This is a genomic window from Streptomyces sp. NBC_00190, assembly GCF_036203305.1.
Classification (GTDB): Bacteria; Actinomycetota; Actinomycetes; order Streptomycetales; family Streptomycetaceae; genus Streptomyces.
Window position 1 is genome coordinate 3,122,063 of record NZ_CP108131.1, and the last position, 22,211, is coordinate 3,144,273.

At 72.9% G+C, this 22,211-nt stretch carries 22 protein-coding genes, 1 tRNA gene and 1 pseudogene; 11 read left to right on the forward strand and 13 right to left on the reverse strand.

Annotated features, from left to right (window positions below; translation table 11 throughout):
- Positions 1-7 precede the first annotated feature (7 nt).
- The 3 genes from OG429_RS15090 to OG429_RS15100 form a co-directional block, all read right to left on the reverse strand.
- Positions 8-172, reverse strand: coding sequence for a DUF5993 family protein (locus OG429_RS15090; protein WP_328925847.1), 165 nt, complete (start codon positions 170-172; stop codon positions 8-10).
- 67 nt (positions 173-239) lie between these two features.
- Positions 240-1,622 (reverse strand): sensor histidine kinase, encoded by a 1,383-nt coding sequence (locus OG429_RS15095; protein ID WP_328925848.1) that lies wholly within the window; start codon positions 1,620-1,622, stop codon positions 240-242.
- 7 nt (positions 1,623-1,629) lie between these two features.
- Positions 1,630-2,319: a response regulator transcription factor gene (locus OG429_RS15100; RefSeq protein ID WP_328925849.1), complete on the reverse strand. Its 690-nt coding sequence runs from the start codon at positions 2,317-2,319 to the stop codon at positions 1,630-1,632.
- Positions 2,320-2,398: 79 nt separating this feature from the next.
- Here OG429_RS15100 and OG429_RS15105 point away from each other — a divergent pair, with 79 nt between their 5' ends.
- Positions 2,399-2,938 (forward strand): hypothetical protein, encoded by a 540-nt coding sequence (locus OG429_RS15105; RefSeq protein WP_328925850.1) that lies wholly within the window; start codon positions 2,399-2,401, stop codon positions 2,936-2,938.
- 6 nt (positions 2,939-2,944) lie between these two features.
- On the opposite strand, the gene OG429_RS15110 is transcribed toward OG429_RS15105, so the two are convergent.
- The 3 genes from OG429_RS15110 to OG429_RS15120 all read right to left on the reverse strand — a co-directional run bounded on the left by OG429_RS15110 (position 2,945) and on the right by OG429_RS15120 (position 5,126).
- Entirely contained in the window at positions 2,945-3,583 is a 639-nt protein-coding gene (locus OG429_RS15110; RefSeq protein WP_328925851.1) for a class I SAM-dependent methyltransferase, read from the reverse strand.
- Positions 3,584-3,753: 170 nt separating this feature from the next.
- Positions 3,754-4,644 (reverse strand): spermidine synthase, encoded by an 891-nt coding sequence (locus OG429_RS15115; protein WP_328925852.1) that lies wholly within the window; start codon positions 4,642-4,644, stop codon positions 3,754-3,756.
- Between the two features lie 71 nt (positions 4,645-4,715).
- Entirely contained in the window at positions 4,716-5,126 is a 411-nt protein-coding gene (locus OG429_RS15120) for a hypothetical protein (protein WP_328925853.1), read from the reverse strand.
- Between the two features lie 280 nt (positions 5,127-5,406).
- Between OG429_RS15120 and OG429_RS15125 the strand changes: the two genes are divergently transcribed.
- Complete coding sequence (locus OG429_RS15125; protein WP_328925854.1) at positions 5,407-6,717, forward strand: tetratricopeptide repeat protein; 1,311 nt, start codon at positions 5,407-5,409, stop codon at positions 6,715-6,717.
- Between the two features lie 42 nt (positions 6,718-6,759).
- Here the strand turns inward: OG429_RS15125 and OG429_RS15130 are convergent, their stop codons facing one another.
- Positions 6,760-7,356, reverse strand: a complete 597-nt coding sequence (locus tag OG429_RS15130) for a histidine phosphatase family protein (protein ID WP_328925855.1) — start codon at positions 7,354-7,356, stop codon at positions 6,760-6,762.
- A gap of 128 nt (positions 7,357-7,484) precedes the next feature.
- Here OG429_RS15130 and OG429_RS15135 point away from each other — a divergent pair, with 128 nt between their 5' ends.
- The 3 genes from OG429_RS15135 to OG429_RS15145 are packed head-to-tail and all read left to right on the forward strand — an operon-like array spanning position 7,485 to position 11,532.
- A complete protein-coding gene (locus tag OG429_RS15135; protein ID WP_443051258.1) occupies positions 7,485-8,642 on the forward strand; it encodes a hypothetical protein in 1,158 nt (385 codons plus the stop codon).
- Complete coding sequence (locus OG429_RS15140) at positions 8,639-10,204, forward strand: hypothetical protein (RefSeq protein WP_328925857.1); 1,566 nt, start codon at positions 8,639-8,641, stop codon at positions 10,202-10,204. Before OG429_RS15135 ends, OG429_RS15140 begins: the two co-directional genes overlap by 4 nt.
- A complete protein-coding gene (locus OG429_RS15145; RefSeq protein WP_328925858.1) occupies positions 10,201-11,532 on the forward strand; it encodes an AAA domain-containing protein in 1,332 nt (443 codons plus the stop codon). Before OG429_RS15140 ends, OG429_RS15145 begins: the two co-directional genes overlap by 4 nt.
- A 174-nt stretch (positions 11,533-11,706) precedes the next feature.
- Here the strand turns inward: OG429_RS15145 and OG429_RS15150 are convergent, their stop codons facing one another.
- Positions 11,707-12,180, reverse strand: coding sequence for a MarR family winged helix-turn-helix transcriptional regulator (locus tag OG429_RS15150; RefSeq protein WP_328925859.1), 474 nt, complete (start codon positions 12,178-12,180; stop codon positions 11,707-11,709).
- 111 nt (positions 12,181-12,291) lie between these two features.
- Between OG429_RS15150 and OG429_RS15155 the strand changes: the two genes are divergently transcribed.
- The 4 genes and pseudogenes from OG429_RS15155 (at position 12,292) to OG429_RS15170 (ending at position 14,182) form a co-directional block, all read left to right on the forward strand.
- Positions 12,292-12,861 carry an NADPH-dependent FMN reductase gene (locus tag OG429_RS15155; protein ID WP_328925860.1) on the forward strand — a complete coding sequence of 190 codons (570 nt, stop codon included), beginning with the start codon at positions 12,292-12,294 and terminating at the stop codon, positions 12,859-12,861.
- A 173-nt stretch (positions 12,862-13,034) separates the two neighbouring features.
- The gene (locus OG429_RS15160; protein ID WP_328925861.1) at positions 13,035-13,376 is read left to right on the forward strand and encodes a hypothetical protein; all 342 of its coding nucleotides are present in this window, start codon (positions 13,035-13,037) and stop codon (positions 13,374-13,376) included.
- A 150-nt stretch (positions 13,377-13,526) separates the two neighbouring features.
- A pseudogene (locus OG429_RS15165) lies at positions 13,527-14,118 on the forward strand (bifunctional DNA primase/polymerase).
- Positions 14,109-14,182, forward strand: a tRNA-Lys gene (locus tag OG429_RS15170). Before OG429_RS15165 ends, OG429_RS15170 begins: the two are co-directional and overlap by 10 nt.
- 71 nt (positions 14,183-14,253) lie before the next feature.
- Here OG429_RS15170 and OG429_RS15175 read toward each other — a convergent pair.
- Positions 14,254-15,489, reverse strand: coding sequence for a M6 family metalloprotease domain-containing protein (locus OG429_RS15175; RefSeq protein WP_328925862.1), 1,236 nt, complete (start codon positions 15,487-15,489; stop codon positions 14,254-14,256).
- Between the two features lie 345 nt (positions 15,490-15,834).
- On the opposite strand from OG429_RS15175, the gene OG429_RS15180 reads away from it, so the two are divergent.
- Positions 15,835-17,751 carry a putative bifunctional diguanylate cyclase/phosphodiesterase gene (locus tag OG429_RS15180; protein WP_405679913.1) on the forward strand — a complete coding sequence of 639 codons (1,917 nt, stop codon included), beginning with the start codon at positions 15,835-15,837 and terminating at the stop codon, positions 17,749-17,751.
- A 40-nt stretch (positions 17,752-17,791) separates the two neighbouring features.
- Here the strand turns inward: OG429_RS15180 and OG429_RS15185 are convergent, their stop codons facing one another.
- The 4 genes from OG429_RS15185 to OG429_RS15200 form a co-directional block, all read right to left on the reverse strand.
- Entirely contained in the window at positions 17,792-19,105 is a 1,314-nt protein-coding gene (locus tag OG429_RS15185) for a hypothetical protein (RefSeq protein WP_328925864.1), read from the reverse strand.
- Between the two features lie 107 nt (positions 19,106-19,212).
- Positions 19,213-20,418 (reverse strand): tachylectin-related carbohydrate-binding protein, encoded by a 1,206-nt coding sequence (locus tag OG429_RS15190; RefSeq protein WP_328925865.1) that lies wholly within the window; start codon positions 20,416-20,418, stop codon positions 19,213-19,215.
- 59 nt (positions 20,419-20,477) lie between these two features.
- Positions 20,478-20,633, reverse strand: coding sequence for a hypothetical protein (locus OG429_RS15195; protein WP_328925866.1), 156 nt, complete (start codon positions 20,631-20,633; stop codon positions 20,478-20,480).
- 125 nt (positions 20,634-20,758) lie between these two features.
- Positions 20,759-20,950 carry a hypothetical protein gene (locus tag OG429_RS15200; protein ID WP_328925867.1) on the reverse strand — a complete coding sequence of 64 codons (192 nt, stop codon included), beginning with the start codon at positions 20,948-20,950 and terminating at the stop codon, positions 20,759-20,761.
- A gap of 265 nt (positions 20,951-21,215) precedes the next feature.
- Here OG429_RS15200 and OG429_RS15205 point away from each other — a divergent pair, with 265 nt between their 5' ends.
- On the forward strand, positions 21,216-22,202 hold the full coding sequence (locus tag OG429_RS15205; protein ID WP_328925868.1) for a helix-turn-helix transcriptional regulator: 987 nt from the start codon (positions 21,216-21,218) through the stop codon (positions 22,200-22,202).
- Positions 22,203-22,211 lie beyond the last annotated feature (9 nt).

The following is a 22,211-nucleotide window of genomic DNA, read 5'->3' on the forward strand; positions in this document are numbered from 1 at the left end:
GCCACCGTCAGTAGCTCAGGGTCAGGGCGAGGCTGCTGTTGACGTGGTGCGCCATCAGCAGGATCACGGCGAGCAGCATGGTCCACCACGCGCCCAGCATGAACGTCCGGGACGTCTCCCGGTACATGGCGATCAGCGTGGCGAGGAGGCCGCCGAAGATGAGGGTGTCCATGCCGCGGACCGTATCGACGGACGGACATACCGCCCACGAGGCGCGCCCCCGGCCCTCCTGCGTTACGTCAGTTGCTGCGCCGCTTGCGCCGGCCGTGCCGGGTTCGCACGCCGCCCGTGCCGAGGGTCCGGCCGTCCAGGGCGATCCAGACCCGCACCTCGGTGCCCCCGAGGACCGAGCGTCCCAGCCGGACGTCGCCGCCGGTCGACTCCGCGACCCTGCGCACGATGTCCAGGCCGAGGCCGGTCGAGCCGTCCCGCCCGCCGTCGTTGCCGCGGCGCAGGGCGGCGTCCGGGTCGGCGATGCCGGGGCCCGCGTCCGAGACGAGCACGATGACCGCGTCCGAGGCGTCGTGGACGTCCACCGCGAAGGGGGTGCCCTCGGGCGTGTGCCGGAAGACGTTGCCGAGCATGGCGTCGAGGGCGGCGGCGAGTTCGGGCCGCGCCACCGGGATCCGTACCGTACGGTCCACCCCCGCGAGCCGCACCTCGCGGCCCTCGTCCTCCGCGAGCGCCGACCAGAAGGCCATCCGGTCGCGGATCACCTCGGAGGCGTCGCACCCGGCGCCGGCTCCGGCGCCCGTGGCGGCGGGCGCGCGCTGTTCCCGGGCCGTGCGGATGATGGTGTCGACCTCGCGCTCCAGCTGCTCCACCGCCGCGCGGGTCTGCTCGGCGGCCGGACCGTCCCCGAGCGAGGCCGCGTTGAGCCGCAGCACCGTCAGCGGCGTCCGCAGCCGGTGCGACAGGTCGGCGGCCAGTTCCCGCTCGTTGGCGAGGAGTTCGACCACCTGGTCCGCCATCGCGTTGAACGCGACGGCGGCCGACCGGAGTTCCTTGGGTCCGCCCTCCGGAACCCGGGCCCCGAGCCGGCCCTCGCCCAGCTGGTGCGCGGCGTCCGCGAGCCGCTCGGCCGGCCGTACCAGCCGGGCGCCGAGGCGGTCGGCGACGGCCACCGAGCCCACGATCAGGGCCAGGGCGACGCCCGCGAGCACGAGCCAGGCGGTCGCGACGCCGTTGCTGACCTCGCTCTCCGGTACGAATACCTCCACCACGGCGATGTCCCCGGAGCCCAGGGCGGTCGGCTGGAGCAGCGTCGAGCCCCCGCCCGCCACCTTGGTCGTGGTGGCGCGCCCGATCCGCCGGGTCTCCGCGACGGCGCGCTCGCCCGCCCGGCCCGTGCCGATGTCCACGGGCCCGCTGTCGCCGATCGCGGGCACGTGGACGGCCATCCGCCGGGCCGCGCCCATCTGCGTGGACTCCACCGCCTTGCGCAGCTGCACGGCGTCGGTGGTGATGGACAGCGTCGGTCCGATGGTCGCGGCCTGCCGCTCGGCGTTGGAGAACGCCCGGTCGCTGGCCATCTCCTGGACGACGAGCCCGAGCGGCACGGCGAAGGCCACGACCACCATGGCCGTGACCGCGAGGCACACCTTGACCAGGGCCCACCTCATCGCGGCATCACCGGGGTGGCTCCAGCTTGACCCCGACACCCCGCAGGGTGTGCAGGTAGCGCGGGCGGGCGGCCGTCTCGCCGAGTTTGCGGCGCAGCCAGGACAGGTGGACGTCGATGGTCTGGTCGTCCCCGTACGACTGCTGCCAGACCTCGGCGAGCAGCTCGCGCCGGGCCACGACCACACCGGGCCGCCCGGCGAGGAAGGCCAGCAGGTCGAACTCCCGCCGGGTGAGGTCGAGCACCGTCCCGTCGAGTTCGGCCTGGCGGCGCAGCGGGTCGATGGCCAGCCCGCCGACGCGCAGGACCCGCGAGGGGGGCTCCGCGCCGGCGGCGGCGCGCGAGCGGCGCAGGACGGCGGCCATCCGGGCCGAGAGGTGCTCCACGGAGAAAGGTTTGGTCAGGTAGTCGTCGGCGCCGTCGTTGAGCAGCCGCACGATCTCCGCCTCGTCGTCGCGCGCGGTCGCGATGATCACGGGCACGTCGGTGATGCCCCGCAGCATCTTGAGCGCCTCCGACCCGTCGAGGTCGGGCAGCCCGAGGTCGAGGATGACCACGTCGAAACCGTGGTGGGCGACCTCGCGCAGCGCCTCCAGGGCGGTGCCGACGCTGCGCACGGTGTGCGAGGCGTCGGTCAGGTGCCGGATGAGGGCGGAACGTACGAACTGGTCGTCCTCGACCACGAGCACACTTGCCATGGCCCGCACGGTAGCCCATACGGAGGACCCACCGGGGTGTCGGGACGCTCTTGTGGCGGGTGGTGCAGTATGTCGCTTGATGCGTAGAGGACTTGTACACGCCATGGCTTGGACGCTGGCGACCGGGGCAGCGGTGACGCTGTCGTGGTGGGGCGTGCACACCGTCATGTCCGGCACGGCCTACGATCGCCCGCTCGCGGTGCCGCTGGCCGCGCAGCCGCTGTCCTCCTCGACCCACCGGGCCGGGCCGTCGCCCTCCTCCCCGGCGCCCTCGCCGAGCCCGTCGGAGTCGCCGTCGCAGAGCCCCTCGGCGTCCCCGTCGCCCACCCCCGACCGGTCCTCGCCGAAGCCGCCGCCCGGCCCGAGCCCGTACCGGCAGCCGGACGCGGGGGCCTCGGGGAACGTGAAGGCCTATCCCGTCTCCGGCGGCCGGGCGGTCTTCGACCTGGGCGCCTCCTCGGCCGACCTGGTCTCGGCGACCCCGGCGGCCGGCTGGCGCATGCAGGTGTGGAAGCAGGACTTCTGGATCCGGGTCACCTTCACCCGGGACGGCCGTGAGGTGTCGGTCTTCTGCACCTGGCACGACCACCCGCCCGTGGTGGAGATCGTCGACCCCTAGTCGAGCCTAGGTCCTGTCGGCCGCCGGGACCGTGCCCACCAGCACGAACTCGTTGTACGGGAAGACCTTGCCCATCGGGCGGGGGAAGGGGAACGAGTAGGTGCGCCGCACGGCGACCCCGGCCCGGGCCGCGTGGCCGCGCAGCTCCTCGAAGCCGACCCAGCGGATGTGGGTGGCGTCGGAGCGGAAGCCGACCTCCTGCGGGGTGATCAGCACGACCGAGCCGCCGGGCTTCACCAGCGGAAGGTACTGGGCCAGCAGCTCGGAGGCGGTCTCCTCGTCGACGTGCTCCAGCACGTGCGCGGCCAGCACGCTGTCGAAGGAGCCGGGCCCGCAGTCCGGGGCGGCGGCCAGCTCGTCGGGGGTGTAGGCGGTCAGCCCGCGCTCGCGGCAGGTCTGCACGGAGTGCGGGTTGTGGTCGACCCCGACGCTGTCCGGACCGCAGTTGAGCAGGTTCCGGCCCAGGCCGCAGCCGATGTCGAGGACCCGGCCCAGCCGTAGCCTCTGCAGGTTCCACCGGTACGGCGCCTGGGTCGGGAGCAGCCGCTTGAGACCGGAGTGCTCCAGGCGGGCGAGCCGCGCGGTGTAATCGGACGTGGCGGTGCTGGGGGCGGGGGAACCGTGAGGGGCAGGGGAATCAGACATCGTCGGCCGTCTCCTGAGCGCGTCGTAGGAAGGGCAACCCTCCTAGGAATCAACACACTACGCATGGAATGCCGCCCTTCGGGAGTCCTCTTGGGATCCGGCTTGATCAATTGTCCGAAGGCCGCCGGAAGAGCTGCCGCAGGAGCCGGTCCCAGACCTCTCGCAACCTCCTAGCGGAAGACCGAGGGCGGCGGCTGCGGCGAAGCCACCGCCGAGGCGTCGGCGACCGGCGCGGCGCCGCCCGTGAAGTCCGCCAGGGCCCGGCCGTGCTCGACCCGGCCCGGGTGCGGGTCGCTCGCGACCCGGCGGGTGAATTCCGCGACGGGCAGCTCACGGTCGGCCGCCACCAGTACCGCGTTGCCGAAGCGCTTGCCCCGCCACACCACCGGATCGGCCGCCAGTGCCAGCTCCGCGAACCGGGACGCGGCCGTCGCGACCTGCCCCCGCAGGTGCGCCAGCGGCGGACCGTCCGCGAGATTGGCCACGTACCACCCGGTGGACGCGAGGGCACGGCGTACGTCGTCCAGGAACTCGGTGCTCGTCAGGTGCGCCGGGGTGCGCGCACCGCTGAACACGTCCGCTATCACCAGGTCCGCCCAGCCGTCCGGCACCTTGGCCAGGCCCGCCCGGGCGTCCACCGCGCGGACCCGGACCCGCGCCTGCGGATCCAGCGGCAGGTGTTCCCGTACGAAGGCCACCAGCTCGGCGTCTATCTCCACGATCTGCTGGGTGGAGCGGGGGCGGGAGGCGGCGGTGTAGCGGGCGAGGGTGAAGGCGCCGCCGCCCAGGTGCACCACGTTCAGGGGCTGCCGGGCGGGCGCGACGAGGTCGATCAGGTGGCCGATCCGCCGCTGGTACGCGAAGTCCAGGTACCCGGGGTCGGCCAGGTCCACGTGCGACTGCGGGGCGCCGTCGATCAGCAGGGTCCAGGCGTCCGTACGCTCGCGGTCGGGCTCCAGCTCCGCCCGCCCGCCGGCCACCTGCCCGACGACCGCCTCAGCGCCGCCGCGCCCGCGCTGCTCGGCCCTGCCTCTGCCCTTGCTTCTGTCCTTGCTCGCCACTCACCCATTGTCGCCGGTCAGCGGCTGTCCAGCGGCGTGCGGTCACCGGCGGCAGCCGTCAGCGGAGGTCGTCAGCGGCAGCCGTCAGCGGCCTCGATCAGCCGGGCCGCCTCACCCAGCGCCGCGCGCAGCACCTCGGGGTCGGTGACCGGCCCGACGGCCTCCGGCGGGAGCAGCCAGCCCGTGTCCCCCGCGATGGGCGAGGCCTGGTCGCCGAAGCGCATCCCGCGCCCGTTGGTCTGCGTACACGCGCTGCCCGGCAGGTCCCAGGCGTCGGCGGTGCCGGGCGGCACGAGGAAGCCGAGGGTGTCGCCGGATCCGTCGTGCAGGACGGGTCCGACCCCGTCGGCCACCTGGCTGGCGGCCCGGCGGATGATGTCGACCGCCTCCAGCCCCTGCCGGGCGGGCACGGTCACCAGGTCCGGAGCGGCGGTCGCGGTCGCACCGGGCTCGGGCGCGGTGTTCGTTCCAGTGCTCTCCATGCCGGCCTCCACCAAGGGAACCCCTCCTCGATCCGCGTACGAGCCGGGAGCGGGCAGTCGCCTCCCACTCCGCATGGGTTCAACGCACGGGAACGTCAACGGGTGCGGCGGCAAGACGCCGCAAAGGATGGCAGTTCATGGCGGATCGTGGGTGAGATATCCGTTTTGTAGCCAATAATCGCGTGAACGACCTCTCGCTGGCGGTACGTTCATGCGCGCCGGGCCGCACCCTCACACGTCACGCACCGGCGCTGCGTTCCTTGCCAGAGAGGCCACGTCCATGGCGGCGTCCCCCCACTCACCCAACTCCACGTTCCGGCGGCTGCGCGGGCAGCACTCCCCGGCCGAGTTCGCGGCGCTGGTGCGCCGGGCCGCCAAGGAGATCGGAGAAACGGTTTCCTGCGACGCCCGCTACATCGGCCGCGTCGAATCCGGCGAGATCCGCTGCCCCAACTACGCGTACGAGCGGGTCTTCCTGCACATGTTCCCCGGCCGCGCCCTGGCCGACCTGGGCTTCTCACCGCGCGAGGCCGTACGCGGCCGCTCGGCGCAGCAGGGCCCCCGTACCACTTCCCACCTCACCAGTTCCAAGGAGAGCGACGTGCTGCGTCGCGCGTTCATGGCGGGCGGCTCCGCGACCGTGGCGGCCGCGACGATCAGCCTGACCCTGCTCGGCGACACCCGCCGACTGCCCTCCCGCGCCGGCGAGTCCGCGGCCGCGGCCGTCGAGGACGCCGTACGCCAGATCCGGCTGCTCGACGACCGGCACGGGGCGGACGCCCTGTACCGCAGGGCCGCCGAGCCGCTGCGCGCCGCCTACGCGCTGCTCGACGCGGGGGCGACGCGGCAGTCCACCGAGGACCGGCTGCACGCGGGCGCCGGCGAACTGGCCGTCTCGGTCGGCTGGCTGGCCCACGACTCCGGCCGGTTCGACGACGCCCGCTCGCACTACGCGGAGGCCCTCGCGACGGCCCGGGTCTCGGGGGACGCGGGCCTGGAGGCGCACGCGTTCAGCAACATGGCCTTCCTGGCCCGGGACTGCGGCCGCTCCCGCGAGGCGGTACGGGCGGCCCAGGCGGGCCGCCGCGCCGCCCGCTCCCTGGGTTCCCCGCGGCTGCTGTCGCTGCTCGCGCTGCGGGAGGCGGGAGGCTGGGCGGGCCTGGCCGACCGCAGGTCCTGCGAGGAGGCGCTGACCCGGGCCCACACGGAGTTCTCCCGGGGCGCGGCGGGCGCGGACCCCGAGTGGATGTCCTTCTTCGGCGAGGCCGAACTGGAATCGCTGGAGGCCAGGTGCTGGGCGACGCTCGGCGAGCACGCCCGCGCGGCCCGGCACGCCCGCCGGGCCGCCGACCTCCAGGATCCGCACTTCGCCCGGAACGTGGCCCTCTACACCGCCGAGCTGGCCGGTGACCTGGCCCACGCGGGTGCCCCCGACGAGGCGGCCTGGGCGGGCGGCCGGGTACTGGACCTGCTGGCCGAGGTGCAGTCCACCCGGGTCCGCTCGATGCTCGCGGAGACGGCCCGCGCCCTGGTGCCGCACCAGCGCTCACCTCGCGTGGGCGCCTTCCTCACCCGGCACGCGGCCGTCTGACGGCGGCGCCGGCGACCGGGCGCCCGCCGCGCGGCCGACCGGCTACGCGTCCAGGTGCCCGGTGTCGTTCCAGCGCTCCAGCGCGGGGGCCCCGTAGGCCCAGCCGAGCACCGACAGCGAGGTCGGCTCCAGCCGGATCCGGGCGCCGAAGGAGGCCTCGAAGCCGAGCCAGCGCGCGGCCAGCGTGCGCAGGATGTGCCCGTGCGCGAAGACGAGGACGTCGCGCTCCGCCGAGCGGGCCCAGGCGACCACCTCGTCCGCGCGCGCCGCGACATCGGCGACGGACTCGCCGCCCGGGACCCCGTCCCGCCAGATCAGCCAGCCCGGGCGGACCGCCTGGATCTCGGCCGGAGTCATGCCCTCGTAGTCCCCGTAGTCCCATTCCATCAGCGCGTCCCACGGCTCCGCCCGGACCCCGAAGCCCGCCAGGTCACAGCTCTCGCTCGCACGGACCAGCGGGCTGGTGCGGACCTCCACCCCGGGCAGGCCCCGCCACGGGTCACGGGCCAGCCGCTCGCCGAGCAGCTTGGCGCCCCGCTTGCCCTCCTCCAGCATCGGTACGTCCGTGCGTCCCGTGTGCTTGCCGAGCTGGGACCACGCCGTCTGGCCGTGGCGGGCCAGCAGGATGCGGGGGGCCATGTGAGTTCTCCCGGTGCGGTTCGGACGATTTCGCGCACTTTTACGCTCATTCCGTCGTCCGCACATCATCCAACACTTGAACTGCGGGCTGCCCAGCCGCCCATTCCGCCATAAGTCCACGATTGTCAGTGGCGGATGGGACACTTCCGCCCGTGAGCTCCTACCCGCCCAGCAGCGCTCCGCAGACGACACTGCGGCAGCGGCTCGCCGGCCTGCGCGGCCCGGCCGTGCCGCCCCGCCCGCTCGACGCCCGGGCACTGGCGGCGCTCGCCGCCAACCCCGGCTGCGGCAGACGCGCCCTCCTCGACGGCGCCGGTGTGGACAAGACCGTCCTCGCCTCGGCGCTCGGCTCCCCCGCCCCCTTCGGGCAGTCGCAGTTCGCCATCGTCCGCGGGAACTCCTTCGAGGCCAAGATCAAGGGCGACGGCGGATCCGAGCTGCTGCGGCTGGTGTACGAGCACCTCGGCGCCGGGTCCGAGCCCCCCGGACGGGGCGCCCTCGTCCCCGACCTGACCGCCGCCGGCCCCGAGGGCCGTGCCGCGCGGACCGCGCTCGCCCTGCGCGAGGCCACCGCCGCCGGGCGGGACACCGGGGCCTGGACCCTGCTGGACCACCCGATGCTGGCCCTGGAGGTGGCCGGCTCCCCCGCCTACCTGGAGCCGGACGCCGTCGTCGTACACCCCGACGGCCGCTGGACCGTCGTGGAGATCAAGTCCTTCCCGATGATCGACGGATCCGCCGACGCCGCGAAGGTCGGCGCCGCCGCCCGCCAGGCCGCCGTCTACGTGCTGGCCCTGGAGAAGACCGCTGCGAAACTGGCCGGCGCCGAGGTCGGCCACACGGTGCTGCTGGTCTGCCCCAAGGACTTCTCCAACCTGCCCACCGCCGCGCCCGTCGACATCCGCCGCGAGCACTCCGTGACCCGGCGCCAGCTGGACCGGCTGACCCGGGTCGAGGAGCTGGCCGCGGCGCTGCCCGACGGGCTCAGCTTCGACCCGGCGCGCACCGCCGAGGAGCTGGCCGAAGCCGTCTCAGCGGTGGACGCCGCCTACGCCCCCGAGTGCCTGGCCGCCTGCGAGCTGGCCTTCCACTGCCGGGAGCAGGCCCGCGCCGCCGACGAGGTGACCGCACTGGGCCGTTCCGTACGGGGCGAGCTGGGCGCGCTGACCACCGTCGGGGCGGCCCTCGCGGCAGCCGCCGGGCACGGCCCCGCCGACGATCCCACCGCCGAGGCGCTGCGCCGGGCGGCCCGGCTGCGCTCCGAGGCGCTGGAGGCGTCCGGATGACCCTCCTCGGCACCCTCGCCCGGCTGGAGGCCGTCCGCACCGGCCGGGCCCAGCCGCTGGCGACGGTTCGGCACCGGCACCTCGGCGAGCGCCCGCTGGTCCTCGTACCGCTGACGACCGCCGGTGAGACCGGGGCCCCGCTCGGCGCGCTGGTCGGCACGGACCCCGGGGAGCCGCGGCTGCTGGTGGTGCCCCAGCCGCGCGACCGGAACCTGCGCTGGGCCTTCCTGGCCGACCTCGCCGACGAGGTGCTGCCGTACGTCGACTCGTACGGCGACGAGGTCGAGCTCGTGGAGCGCAACGAGACCGACCCGGAGACGGGCCGCAGGACCAAGGTCGAGGCGGAGCTCTGCCTGGACGCGCCGCAGCTGGTCGTGCCGAGCCGGGCGGGCATCGAGTACGTACGCCTGCTGGGGCGGTCGATGCGGTTCCGGCGGACGGCCGAGGAGGACCCGGAGAACCCGTATCCGGCGCCCGCGCGGGTGCCGCTGCTGGGGCGCTGGTTCACGCACTTCGGCGAGCGCTCCCGCGTCCCCGGATCCTCGATGCTGCTGTCGGCGACGGAACTGCTGGGCCGGCACTGGGCCAGCGGCCAGAGCAACCTGGAGGACCAGCACCTGGGCGCGCTGCTGTCCTGGATAGCTCCCCCGGAGGGCGAATCCGGCGCCGGGGCGGCGCTGCGGGCCGAGCTGTCCCGGGACCGGGACGGCCAGTTGCTGGTCCCGCCCGCCGGACCGGCCACCGACCCGGCCTTCGACAACCGGCTCCTCGCCCCCGCGATGGCCCGCTACGACGCGGCGCGCACCGCGGACGACCCGGAGGCGGTGGAGCGCGCGGAGCGGGCGCTCCGGGGGCTCGTCGTGGACCAGATGCGACCCACCTGGGACGCGGTGTGGCAGTCGTTGGAGCTGCTGCGCGCGCTGCCCGCCGGAGCCCGGGCCGAGGAGCGCTGGACGCGCGACCGCTGGTCGTACACCGGCCACCGGGACCGGGTCCGGGCGGGCGAGCCCCCGCAGCCGCGCCGCGACGACGCGGTGACGGCGGCGCAGAAGCTGGCCACCCGGGAGACCGAGCAGGTGCGGCTCGACGCGCAGGAGGCGCTGGACGACCCCCTGGTGATGGCGGGCCGGCGGCTGACGGGCGAGGCCTTCGCCGGCGAGGTCACCGAGGTGGTGATGGAGTGGACGGAGTCGAAGCGGCCGAGCCCGCGCCCGCTGGTGACGGTGGTCACGGAGGACCGGCCGCAGCTCGCGGAGGGCGGCGGCGGGAAGGTGTTCCGCTCGCTGGACGGCCGCCCGCAGTCGGCCGCCTTCGTACGCTACGAGGAGGACGGGCAGGTCGTGCTGCGGCTGCTGGACAAGATGGGCCGCGGCAAGGAGCCGGAGCCGGGCTCGGTGCCGGAGAAGGGCGACCGGGTGTGCTGGACGCTCTTCGAGCACGACGCGCGCGGCGGCCCGAAGCTCCCGGACCCGGAGCAGACACCGTGGACGCACGGCGGCCCGCCCGGACACCTGACCGCCCCCGCACTGCCCGACCCCGTGACCGCCGAGGACGTGCTGTGAACTCCTTCGACCCGGGGGCCGCGGCCGCCCAGGCGACCGCCGCCATCCTGCACGACACCCTGCACGGGGCCGAGCGGGGCGTGGTCGTCGACTCCCCGCCCGGCGCCGGCAAGTCCACGCTCGTCGTCCGGGCCGCCCGGGAACTGGCCGCGGCCGGGCGTCGGCTGATGGTGGTCGCGCAGACCAACGCGCAGGTGGACGACCTGGTGCTGCGGCTCGCCGACAAGGACCCGGAGCTGAAGGTGGGCCGGCTGCACAGCAGCGACGGGGACGCCTACGACCCGGCGCTGCGCGAGCTGCCCTCGGTGACGCTCTCCGCCAAGCCGGGTGACCTGGCGGAGCTGCCGATCACCATCTCCACGGCGGCTAAGTGGGCGTTCGTCAAGGACGCCGAGCCCTGGGAGCACGCCATCGTCGACGAGGCGTACCAGATGCGCTCCGACGCGCTGCTGGCCGTGGCCGGGCTGTTCGAGCGGGCGCTGTTCGTGGGCGACCCGGGGCAGCTGGACCCCTTCAGCGTGGTGGGCGCGGAGCAGTGGGCGGGGCTGTCCTACGACCCGTCCGCCTCGGCGGTGACCACCCTGCTCGCCCACAACCCGCAGCTCCCGCAGCACCGGCTGCCGGTTTCGTGGCGGCTCCCGGCGACGGCCGCGCCGCTGGTCTCGCGGGCGTTCTACCCGTACACGCAGTTCCGCAGCGGTACGGGCCCCGGTGAGCGGCGGCTCTCGTACGGGGTCCCCTCGGACGGGTCGGGCCCGGACCGGGTCCTGGACGAGGCCGCCGAGGCGGGCTGGGGCCTGCTGGAACTGCCCGCGCGGCACACGCCGCGCACCGACCCGGAGGCGGTCCGCGCCGTGGCCCAAGTGGTCCGCCGGGCCCTGGACCGCGGAGCGGTGACCTCCGACGAGCAGTCGCCGGAGCCGGCCCCGCTGACCGCGGACCGGATCGCGGTGGGCACCGCCCACCGGGACCAGGCGGCGGCCGTCCGCGCGGCGCTGGCCTCGCTGGGCGTGACCGGGGTGACCGTGGACACCGCGAACCGCCTCCAGGGCCGCGAGTACGACCTGACCGTGGTGCTCCACCCCCTGTCGGGCCGCCCGGACGCGACGGCCTTCCACCTGGAGACGGGCCGCCTGTGCGTGCTGGCCTCCCGCCACCGGCACGCCTGTGTGGTGGTGGCCCGGGCGGGCATAGCGGAACTCCTGGACGACCACCCCTCGACGGAGCCGGTCCAGCTGGGCGTGACGGTCAAATTCCCGGACGGCTGGGAGGCCATGATGGCCACGTGGGATTTCTGGTCGAACCACCGCGTCCGGTGGCGGCCGTGAGCCGAGGCGCCCCGCCACGCCCGACGCCGACCCGGGTGCGGCGCCCCGACCGCCGGACGGAGTCCGGCACGCCGCCGGAGGCGGCCAATGGATACAGCCCGGATGGATGGGAAGCGAACCATTCCGTCCTGGCGCACCTCGCGGAGCACCGGGTGCGCTGGAAGCCGTAGGGAATCAGGACTTCCGCTCGATGCCCATACGGGTGCGCAGGGCCTCGCCCACCTCGGCGAAGGTGCGCAGTTGCTCCGGGGTCAGGATGTCGATCAGGTGGCGGCGTACGGACTCCACGTGGAGGGGGGCCGCCGAGGTGATCGCGCTCACGCCGGTCCCGGTCAGGACCACCTCCGCGCCACGGGCGTCGGCCGGTACCTCCTCGCGGCGGACCAGGCCCCGTTGCTCCATTCGGGTGAGCTGGTGGGACAGCCGGCTGCGCGACCACTGCATCAGGACGGCCAGGGCGCTGATCCGCATGCGGTGGCCCGCCGTGGAGCCGAGCACCGACAGGACGTCGTAGTCGGCTTCGGAGAGGCCGCTGTCCTGGTTGAGGTCGCGCGCGATACCGGCATTGACCAGGGGAAACATCCGCCGCCAGGCGTACCAGGCATCCATCTCGGGCTCGGTGAGCCAGCGGGGCTCGGGTGCGGTCATGGGGGCACTCTAATCAGATTGATGACACATCACCTATCTGGTTGACACGTCACACACCTCCGGGTTTTATAGGTGACACGTCAACAACCACCGAACGGGGAACCCACTCCTATGACCCGCCTGCACGTCATCTCCGCCGCCACCCGCCCCACGTCCGCCGGCCGCCCGCTGTCCCGGTGGGTCACCGAGCAGGTCCGTGCGCGGGGCGGCTTCGAGGTCACTCCCGTCGACCTCGCGGAGATCGCACTGCCCTTCCTGGACGAGCCGGAGTACGCCTCCACCGGGGTCTACACCCACCAGCACACCCGTGACTGGAGCGCCGTGGTCGACTCCGCGGACGCCTTCCTCTTCGTCCTGCCGATGTACAACGGCGGCTACACCGCCCCCTTCAAGAACGCCATCGACTTCCTCTACAGCGAGTGGCGCGACAAGCCGGTCGGCCTCGTCAGCTACAGCGCGGGCCCCACCGGCGGCGCCCCGGCCGCCGAGATGCTGCTGCCCGTGCTCACCCGCCTCGGCATGCGGCCCGCCGAGCGGTCCGTCGCGATCCCGGGCATCTCCAAGCTGGTCGGGCCGGAGGGGTTCACCGCTCCGGAGGGGCTCGCGGGCGAGCTGGCCGGCGTACTCGACGACGTGGCGGAGCTGGCCGCGCGCCGCGCCGCGGAGACCGTCACGGCGTGACGTACCGCGCCGCGGTCGGCCATCTGCTCGACTCCCCCGCCACGGGGCCCGCACGGCTCCTCCCGCACCTCACGGGCCGTACGGACGTTCCATCCGGGCGCTGTGCGCTCTTGCGCGGCGTTGGACAATGGACGGTGGCCCGGAAGGATTTCGCACGCAGCAGGAGGACGCGCATGGCAGAGCCCGAGCGGACCGAGCGGAGGCTGCGGCCCGCACCGCTGCTCTTCGAGCCCTCGGAGGCCGCCACGGACCCGGAGCACTTCTTCGACCTGGAGAGGATCGAGGATCCTCGCGAGCTGCTGGCCCGCGCCACCGAGCTGACGCTGGCCTTCCGGGCCGCGCAGGAGCGTGCGGTGGAGTTCCAGGCACTGGCGGCGGCGCAGCTGGCGGACCCGCGGCGGTTCGACCGGCTCTCGCCGGCGGCGATCGCGGAACGGGCGGAGTGGACCGAGGACTACGCCCTCAAGATGATCGAGTTCGGCGAATCCCTGCAACACGGCCTGGACGTGCCCTGACGGATCCGGTCCCCGCACCGCCGGGCGCGGCGGTGCGGGGATGCGGCGGCGCGGCATATGCGGGGCGCAACATACCCCAGCAACAGCCACCCTGTCCCGGTTTCCGGTAACTCCTGGAAACCGGGATGTCACGCCGGGTAGATCTGGCATATGACGACCCTGACGACGGCTCCCGGCTGCCCGGCCCTCGACGCACGCACCGCCCCCGCCACCCACGTCACCCCGCAGGGCGCCGCGTGGCTCGTCTCCGCGTGCGCCGATCCGCGGCGCACCCTCGCCGCCTGGGAGGCCCGGCCCACCGCGAACGCGGTGCTGCCCTGCGGGAGCGCCTTCGACGTCGTCAACGTCCCGGCCGTCCTCGGGCGCCGCGTGCTGGACCTGCTCTGGGCCGAGGGTCCGGGCTGCGGCCCGGTCGCCGTGCACCGGGGCCGGATGCTGCTCTTCGCCGCCGCGGGCACCGCCCACCGGCTGCCCGCCCTGCTGGCGTGGGAGGAGTGGGGAGGCTCCCGTACCGTCCCGGCACCCCTGTGCCACGGGCACGGGGACGCCGTCACCGTGCCTCCGCTGGCCGACGCCCCCGGCCCCTCGCGCTGGCTCGTCGCCCCCGACGCGCGCCTGCCGTGGCTCCCCGGGCCCGAGGCCCTCCTCTGGGCGTTCGTCCGCGCCGCCCGAGCTGCGGATATCGATTTTTCGTTCCGCGGATCCGGATGCTAATGTCTACGACGTCAGCAAGCGCCGCTAGCTCAGTTGGTTAGAGCAGCTGACTCTTAATCAGCGGGTCCGGGGTTCGAGTCCCTGGCGGCGCACAGACGGAGGAAGGCCCCCACTCAGCAGAGTGGGGGCCTTCTTCGTATCCGCTCGCCTTCGCGCTCCTCCGTCACGTCGTGATCTTCACGGTGTACGCACCCGACGGGGTGCGGTCCGCCACCTCGATCGTGATCCGCTCCCCCGGCACGGTGTACGTCTCGCCCACCTCCAGCGGCGCGTCCGCCAGCGGCGGGTACACCGAGCGGTCCCAGCACGCCTCCGTCGACGGATGGGCGTCCAGGACCTCGATCGGGCCGCCGCCCGAGGCCGCCTCATTGCGGACCCGGTAGACCAGGACCCCTTCCGTGCAGGTGTCCCCATCGTTGCCGGCGGAGCCCCGCGCCTCGACGGCGATCGCGCTGCCGGGGCCCGTACGGATCACGGCGAGCCGGGTCCCGCCCGTACCGCCCCGCACCGGGACCTCCGCCAGCGGCTGCAGGGTGTGCAGCGAGGAGCCCGACCGCACGCAGTCCACCTGGGCGGGGTCCAGCCAGCCCAGCTTCCACTTGTGCCAGGCGAAGAGGTCCGGCGACATCCCGAACTGGCTGCCCATGACGTCCCAGTCGCCGACGTAGGTGTCCCAGTCGCCCTTGCCGTCGCTCGGCCGGTGGTAGAGGTCGGGCAGGTCGAAGACGTGCCCGGTCTCGTGCGCGAGCACGTTGCGGTCCGGCGGGTGCCGCTCGAAGACGGTGACGATCCGCCGCAGGTCCGTGCCGTCGGCCCGGAGCGGGCGGTCGAAGTTGACGACCTTGGTGGCATCGGAGTCCACCCCGGGCGCGTCCGGGTCGGCGACGAAGTAGACGACGTCGAACTTGGCGAAGTCCACCTCGGGGTCGGCGGCGGCCACCGCGTCCCGCAGGTAGGCCGCCCGGTCCTCGGGGGCCCAGTCGCGCTGTATCCCGTACGCGGCGGCCGGCTTGGGCATCCGGATCCACTGCTTCTGCGGGTGCGGGACCAGGTTGAACCTGCCGTACGAGGCCCGCTCGAAGAAGTCGCTGGTGGCGGGGAAGTAGTCGCCGGCGATCTCTTCGGGCCGCAGGGTGGTCCGGTGGTCGGGGAAGGAGAGGAAGACCATGACCGCGTCGAGGGTGCGCTCGGGCCGCGGGTAGGCGCGGTTCCAGGTGTCGAGGCCCAGCGAGTGATGGGCGTCCGTACGGGTCAGCGCGCACGGCCCGGCCCCGGGGGCGGCCACCGCGGGCCCCGCGACGAGCGACATGGCGGCGAGTGCCGTCAGGGATGTGAGCGCTGCCGCCGCACTTCGGATGCGGGAGCGGTCCACTCCCCCGGGTGTCTCCTGTCGCGGCACATCGACCTCCGGTGGTGGATTCGTACCATCTCGTCCACCTTGAGGCGCTTGTCTTACTAATGCCCTGTTCCGCTGCCCCACACGAGTGAGCGATACGGCAAGCCGGTGACCCCCGGGATTCACGCGGTTGCCTACAGAACGTCACGCCCGATCACGCGGGATCAGCAGCCGCCCCCGCACGCTCAGAGCCGCGCAGAAACGATCAACCGATCTTGGTCGGCCAATCCGTCATCACACCGAACTCCCGCCCCTCACACGGCGACGCCGCTGGATGAGGCCTCCCGGCAGCCTCTATGATCGGCACACTTTCCTGCACGGACACTCACGAGCACTGCGGGGCCAACGGTGGGCGGAACCTCAGAAGGAACCGGTTCGGCGGCCGACAGCATCCGATCGGCCACTACGGAGCGTCACGGAGCAGTGTCGGCGACGGCAGCCCCGTCGCGGACCCCGCCGCGGGACGAGTCCGAACGGCGCGACTACCGGGCCGCGTTCAACGCGGCCCACCTCCCCATGGCCGTCGTCGACCGCGACGGCTACGTCGTGGCCGCGAACCAGGCCTTCGCCGGCCTGCTCGGCGCCGAGCCGCACGCACTCGTCCACCGGTGCGCCGCCGACCTGGTGGACCTGGCCGCCGAGGCCCGCACCTGGGCCGCGTACCAGGAGGTGCTCCGCGGGCGGCAGGCGCGGCTGCGCTGCACCCGCCGCCTCAAGCACCCCGACGGGCACTCGCTGTGGACCGAGGTCACCCTGGGGCCCGTACCCGGGACCGGCGACGTCCTGCTGTCCGTCGCCGACATCAGCGACCGGCGCGACCTCCAGGCCCGCCTGCGGCACCTCCAGATGCACGACCCGGTCACCCGGCTGCCCAACCGGGCGCTGTTCTTCGAGCGGCTCTCCGCCGCCCTGGAGGCGTCCTCGTACGACCACGGCGGCGGCACCGGCCGGATCGGGCTGTGCTACCTGGACCTCGACGGGTTCAAGGCGGTCAACGACACCCTCGGCCACCGGGTCGGCGACCGGCTGCTCGCCGCCGTCGCGGCGCGGCTGACCCAGTGCGCCGACCAGTCCGGGTACGGGCGCACGAGCGGGCACCTGGTGGCCCGGCTGGGGGGCGACGAGTTCGCCCTGCTCGTCGAGGACTCCACCGGCACCGAACAGCTCGCGGACCTGGCGCGCGGCGTACTGGCCGCCCTCCAGGAGCCGTTCGACCTGGCCGGTCAGCGGCTGTCGGTCTCCGCGTCGATCGGGGTGGTGGAGCGGGCGACCGCCGGGACCTCGGCGACCGGGCTGATGCAGGCCGCCGACACGACCCTGTACTGGGCGAAGGCGGACGGCAAAGCCCGCTGGACCCTCTTCGACCCGGAGCGCAACGCCCACCGCGTGACGCGGCAGGCCCTGTCCTCCACCCTCCGGCCTGCCGTGGAGCGCGGGGAGTTCGAGCTGGAGTACCAGCCTCTGGTGGACCTGGAGAGCGGGGCGGTGCGCGGGGTGGAGGCGCTGGTGCGCTGGGTCCACCCGCAGTTCGGCACGCTCACGCCGAATCGGTTCATCGGAATTGCGGAAGAGGACGGATCCATCGTCCAGCTGGGGCAGTGGGTGCTGCGCACGGCCTGCCGGCAGGCGCGGCGCTGGCAGATCGAGCAGCCCAGCGACTCCCCGGTCTTCGTGTCGGTCAACGTCGCGGTGCGCCAGGTGTGGGACTCGGACCTGGTGGGCGATGTCGCGGAGATCCTGGCCGAGACCGGGCTGGCGCCGCAGCTGCTCCAGCTGGAGCTGACCGAGTCGGCCGTGATGGGCTCGGCGGGCCGGCCGCTCCAGGCCCTCCAGGCGCTGAGCGACATGGGCGTGCGGATCGCGATCGACGACTTCGGGACCGGGTACTCGAACCTGGCCTACCTCAGCCGGCTGCCGGTCTCGGTGCTGAAGCTGGACGGCTCCTTCGTACGGGGCTTCCGCTACGAGGAGGGCGCGCACCCGAATCCGGCCGACGAGACCATCGTCGAGGCGCTGGTCCAGCTCGCGCACCGGCTGGGTCTGACGGTGACGGCGGAGTGCGTGGAAACCGCCGGGCAGGCGGCCCGGCTGCGCCGTGTCGGCTGCGACACGGGGCAGGGCTGGCTCTACTCCCGCGCGGTGGCCCCGGACGTGATCGCCCGCATGATCGGCCGCCAGGCGGCGGCCGCGGCCGCTGCCTCGGATTCCGCTTCGGCTTCCGCCGCCGCACAGCCCGACGAGCCCGCCCCGCACCCCCTCGTCTGAGAACCGGGAGGGGCACGGGGCGGGCGGGCCGGGGTACGTGCTATCCGTTGACGACCTTGTCGTAGCGCAGGGCGACGTAGCCCGAGGCGGCGTGGCCGGCGATGCGTCCGTCGCTGCCGCCGTTGAGGTAGTCCTGACCGCGCATCATGTCGTCCGCGGTGTTGGCCTCGTGGATGTACGAGAACTTGCCGGCGGCCTTGTCGACCCACTTCTCGAAGAGCACCACGTGCCCGTCCTGGGTGTTCAGCGCGTCACCGGGCAGGAGGTCGGACTTGGAGATGGTGCTGCCGACGCCCGGCAGGCTGTAGGTCGTGTAGCTGCTGTCGGCGTGCCAGACCATGGAGACGAAGCCGGAGCAGTCGGTGCGGTAGGTGTGGTCCCCGTCCGGGTCGGTGGCGTAAGCACCCTGGTTGTAGGGGATGTCGCGGTTCAGCCAGTTCACGGCGCGGCTCATGATCTCGCTGCGGGCGATCTGCCCACCCTTGCTGGAGGGGGTGGGAGTGGGGGGCGCCGGCGGCTGGTAGGTGCAGTCGTTGGCGAAGGCGGAGAGCAGGGTCTGGGTCCAGCCGCTCGCGTCGACCGGGTCGTTGGAGTGGTAGGCGATGTCGCTGCCCTTGCCGTCCGTGGGGTCGGCGTCGTGGTACCAGTACATCCCGCCGTTCGTACGGCCGTAGTAGAGGCCGCCGCCGGGCGAGACCAGGCTGTCGACCGCCGACCAGCCGTCGCTCTTGAGCTCCGAACTCTCCCAGTCCCCGACGCCGTTGATCTGGTAGGAGAGCAGCCTGCCGTCGGCCGTGCTGGCGATGAGGACATCGTCGCCGGCGGCGGCGAGCGTCTTGAGGACGAAGCCCTCGTCGATCACCGCGTGCTTGGCGATGTGGGCGGGCCCGCTGGGCTTGGCCTGGGAGACGTTGTACCGGTGGAGCTGGCCGGCGACCGTGCCGTAGAGGTGCCCGGCGCCGTCGTAGGTCATCTTGTCGAAGGTCCAGCCGCCGTCCCAGATCTTGGTGACTCCGGCCAGGGCCAGGGCGTTGTCGTTGGTCTGGATGTCGACGCGGTACAGGTCGCCGGCCGTCGACGTCACGAGGACGGTGTTGAAGTTGAGGGTGGCCATCGCCTTGGGCGTGAAGCCGAGGTTCGCGCCGATCAGGGTCTTGACGCGGTCGCCGGTGTTGGGGGATATCGCCGTGTAGGTGAGGCGTCCGTCGGGGAGGGTGCCGTAGACCGACACGTCGCCGCCGCAGATCGCGGCGGCCTGGGCCGGCGCCGAGCTGAGGGTGACCATGCCGAGGGTGGTGGCGGCGACGGCGAGGGTGGAGGCGGCGAAGCGGTGCTTGCGGGACGACGAGAACATGGATGTCTCCGGGTTCAGGGCAGCCCTGACGTACGCGCGCCGGGCCGAGGTGTGAGGGGGGAGAAGAGGGAGAGCGAAGGGGAGAGCGAGCGTGACGCGGGGGCGGCTCAGTACCAGTTGTTGTTCAGGAAGTGGTTCCAGGCGCCGCAGGGCGTGTCGTACCGGCCGTCGATGTAGGACAGGCCCCACTTGATCTGGGTGATGGGGTTGGTGCGCCAGTCATCGCCGAAGGCGTCCATCTTGGAACCGGGCAGGGCTTGGGGGATGCCGTACGCCGTGGAGCCCGGGTTGTCGGCCCAGTAGCGCCAGCCGCTCTCCTTGTCCCACAGCTGCTCCAGGCAGTTCCACTGGGTGGTGCTGTTCCAGGCTCCGCCGTCGTGCTTGTTCATCAGGTCGCGGCCGGCCGCCTTCACAGCGGGTATGTCGGTCCCGTCGAGCGGGTCAGCGGTGGTGGTGCAACTGAAGGTCTCCGGCTGGGCGGAGAGCAGCTGCTGCGTCCAGCCGCCGGTATTGACGGGTGTGTCGTTGTGGTAGGCGATGTCGGTGCCGGTGCCATCGGCCGGGTTGGCGTCCTTGTACCAGTACATGGCGCCCGTGGTTTCGATCCGGCCGTAGTAGAGACCCCCGCCGGGCGATACGACCTTGTCGAAGCCGGACCAGCCGGAGGTCTTGAGGTCGTCGCGGTCCCAGGTTCCGTCGGTGCCGATCTTGTAGGAGTAGAGCGCGCCGGCCGAGGTGGTGGCGAGCAGCCGGTCGTCGCCGGCGGCCGTGAGGGTCTTCAGGACGAAGCCGCTGCCGATCTCCTTGCGCTGACCGATGTGCGCCGATCCGGTCGGCTTGGGCTGCGAGACCAGGTACTGGAGCAGGGCGCCGCCCGCCGTGCCGTACAGATGCCCGTGTCCGTCATAGGTGAGCTTGTCGTGGGTCCAGCCGCTGTCGAAGATCTTGACGGGCGGGCGCTCCAGGACGAGGGACTCGTTGTTGGTGAGAACGTCGAGGCGATAGAGCGCGCCGGCTGTCGATGTCACCAGCACCGTATTGAAGTTGAGGGTGGCCATCGCTTTGGGCTCGAACCCCAGGTCCGCTCCGATGCGCACCTTCTTCAACTCTCCGGTGGCCGGCGTGATGGTGCTGAAGGTGAGACGGCCGTCGGGAAGGATGCCGTAGATCGAGGCGGTCCCGCTACAGGTGGTGGCGGCCTGTGCGGCCGGGGCGGTGGCGACGGTCGCGGCGGTGAGCAGTCCGGCACCGATGACACTGGAGAGGGCGGCGACCGCGCTCTTACGGGCAGCCTGACGGAGGGTGGTGGTCACTGCGTTCTCCTTGGGAACGTGCGCGGGCGGGCCGAAGGGGCGGCGGCGTCGCGCTGCCGTCAGTGGTGCGGGCCGGTGGTGCTGTAGCCGTGCGCCTGCAGAGGGGCGCGGGCGCCGTCGATGATGGCGTGGGCCTGGTGGAGAGCTGCGGCTTCCGAAGCGGCACGCAGGAAGAGGTAGACGTCCACACCGTCGCCGACGGCTTTGGCCCGCAAGTGCTCGAGTCCGTACGCCGCGGGAGTGTGGGCCCAGATCAGATCGCAGACGAGGGCGAGAACCCCCTTCTCGTCAGGCTCATGACAAGATCCTGAGAGGGAAGCCCGGATGACGCGCATGCGGGCTAGTCCCAGTTGATGCTGTCCGCGATGGACGTGGGCGCCGTGTCCCAGTTGATGCTGCCATCGCCGGAGGCGCTGACGTGGCGGCTTTCGGCGGAGGCGGTCACCGAGGTGGTGGTGAAGGCGCCGGCGCAGAGGGCGGCGAAGACGGCGGCGACAGCGGCGAAGCGGGCGGTGCGGGCGGTGCGAAACATGGTTTCCCCCAAGGTCGAAAGCCGGGAAGCGATTCGTTCGGTGCGGTGTGCTGCGCGCTGTCCGGATCGTCCTTGCGGCTCTGGCCTGAGTCGGGGACTCTCGTCCCCGCCGTCCCGGTGAACACCATGTTGCTGCCCTCGCGACCTGTGAAAAAGAGGTTCCGGCTGTCACCAACAGGCCTGGCACCTTGGTGACAGACTTCGCCTACGATCACGGGGGCGGCGCTCGCCGGAGGCGGCCCAACTACAGCCGGGGGGCTGGGACATGCTGCAAACACTGGGGCTCGGGGCCGATGTGGAAGCCGTGTACCGGGGCATGCTGGCCGATCCCTCGGGAGGGATCGCCGAGCTGAGCGCCCGCCTCGGCCTCACCCAGCCGCAGGTCCGCGAGGGCCTGGACCGGCTCGTCGACCTCGACCTGCTCAGACCGTCCCGGGACAGCCCGGGCGCGCTGCGAGCGGTGAGACCCGAACTGGGCCTGGAGCTGCTGCTGCGCCGTCAGGAGGAGGAGCTGGCCCGGCAGCAGCAGGAATTGGCTCGCAGCAAGGCGGCTGCGGCACAGGTGGTCTCCGAATTCGCGGAGCTCAGCCCGAACACCGAGGTCGACGGCGCGGAACGGCTCGTGGGGATGGACGCCATCCAAAGCCGACTGGAGCAGCTCGCCCATGGACTGGCCCGGGAATGCCTGGCGATCCTGCCGGGCGGCGCGCTGTCGGAGGCAAGCCTGGAGGCCTCCCGACCGCTGGACCAGCGTGCGCTGGGCCGCGGCATCGAGATGCGCTCGGTGTACCAGGACAGCGCCCGCAACGATCCGACGACGCTGGCCTACGCCCGGTGGCTGACCGAGCAGGGGGGCCAGGTGCGCACCAGCCCGCTCCTTCCGCCACGCCTCCTGGTGTTCGACCGTACCGTGGCGGTCGTTCCCATCGACCCTGACAATTCCCGTCTGGGCGCTCTGTGCACCAGCGCGCCGGGAATCGTGGCCTCCCTCGCCACCCTGTTCGAGCAGACGTGGGACTCCGCCGTACCTCTCGGAGCCGACCGCCCCCGCCCCAGCGACACACGCCCCACCGCGACCGAACTGGAACTGCTGAAACTCCTGGCTTCCGGGATGACCGACGAGGCAGCCGCCAAGCGCCTCGGGGTATCCATGCGCACCGTCAGACGTCAGATGTCCGCCCTCATGGAACGCCTCCATGCCACGAGCCGCTTCGAAGCCGGCCTCAAAGCAGCACAGCAGGGCTGGCTCTGAACCAGCCCT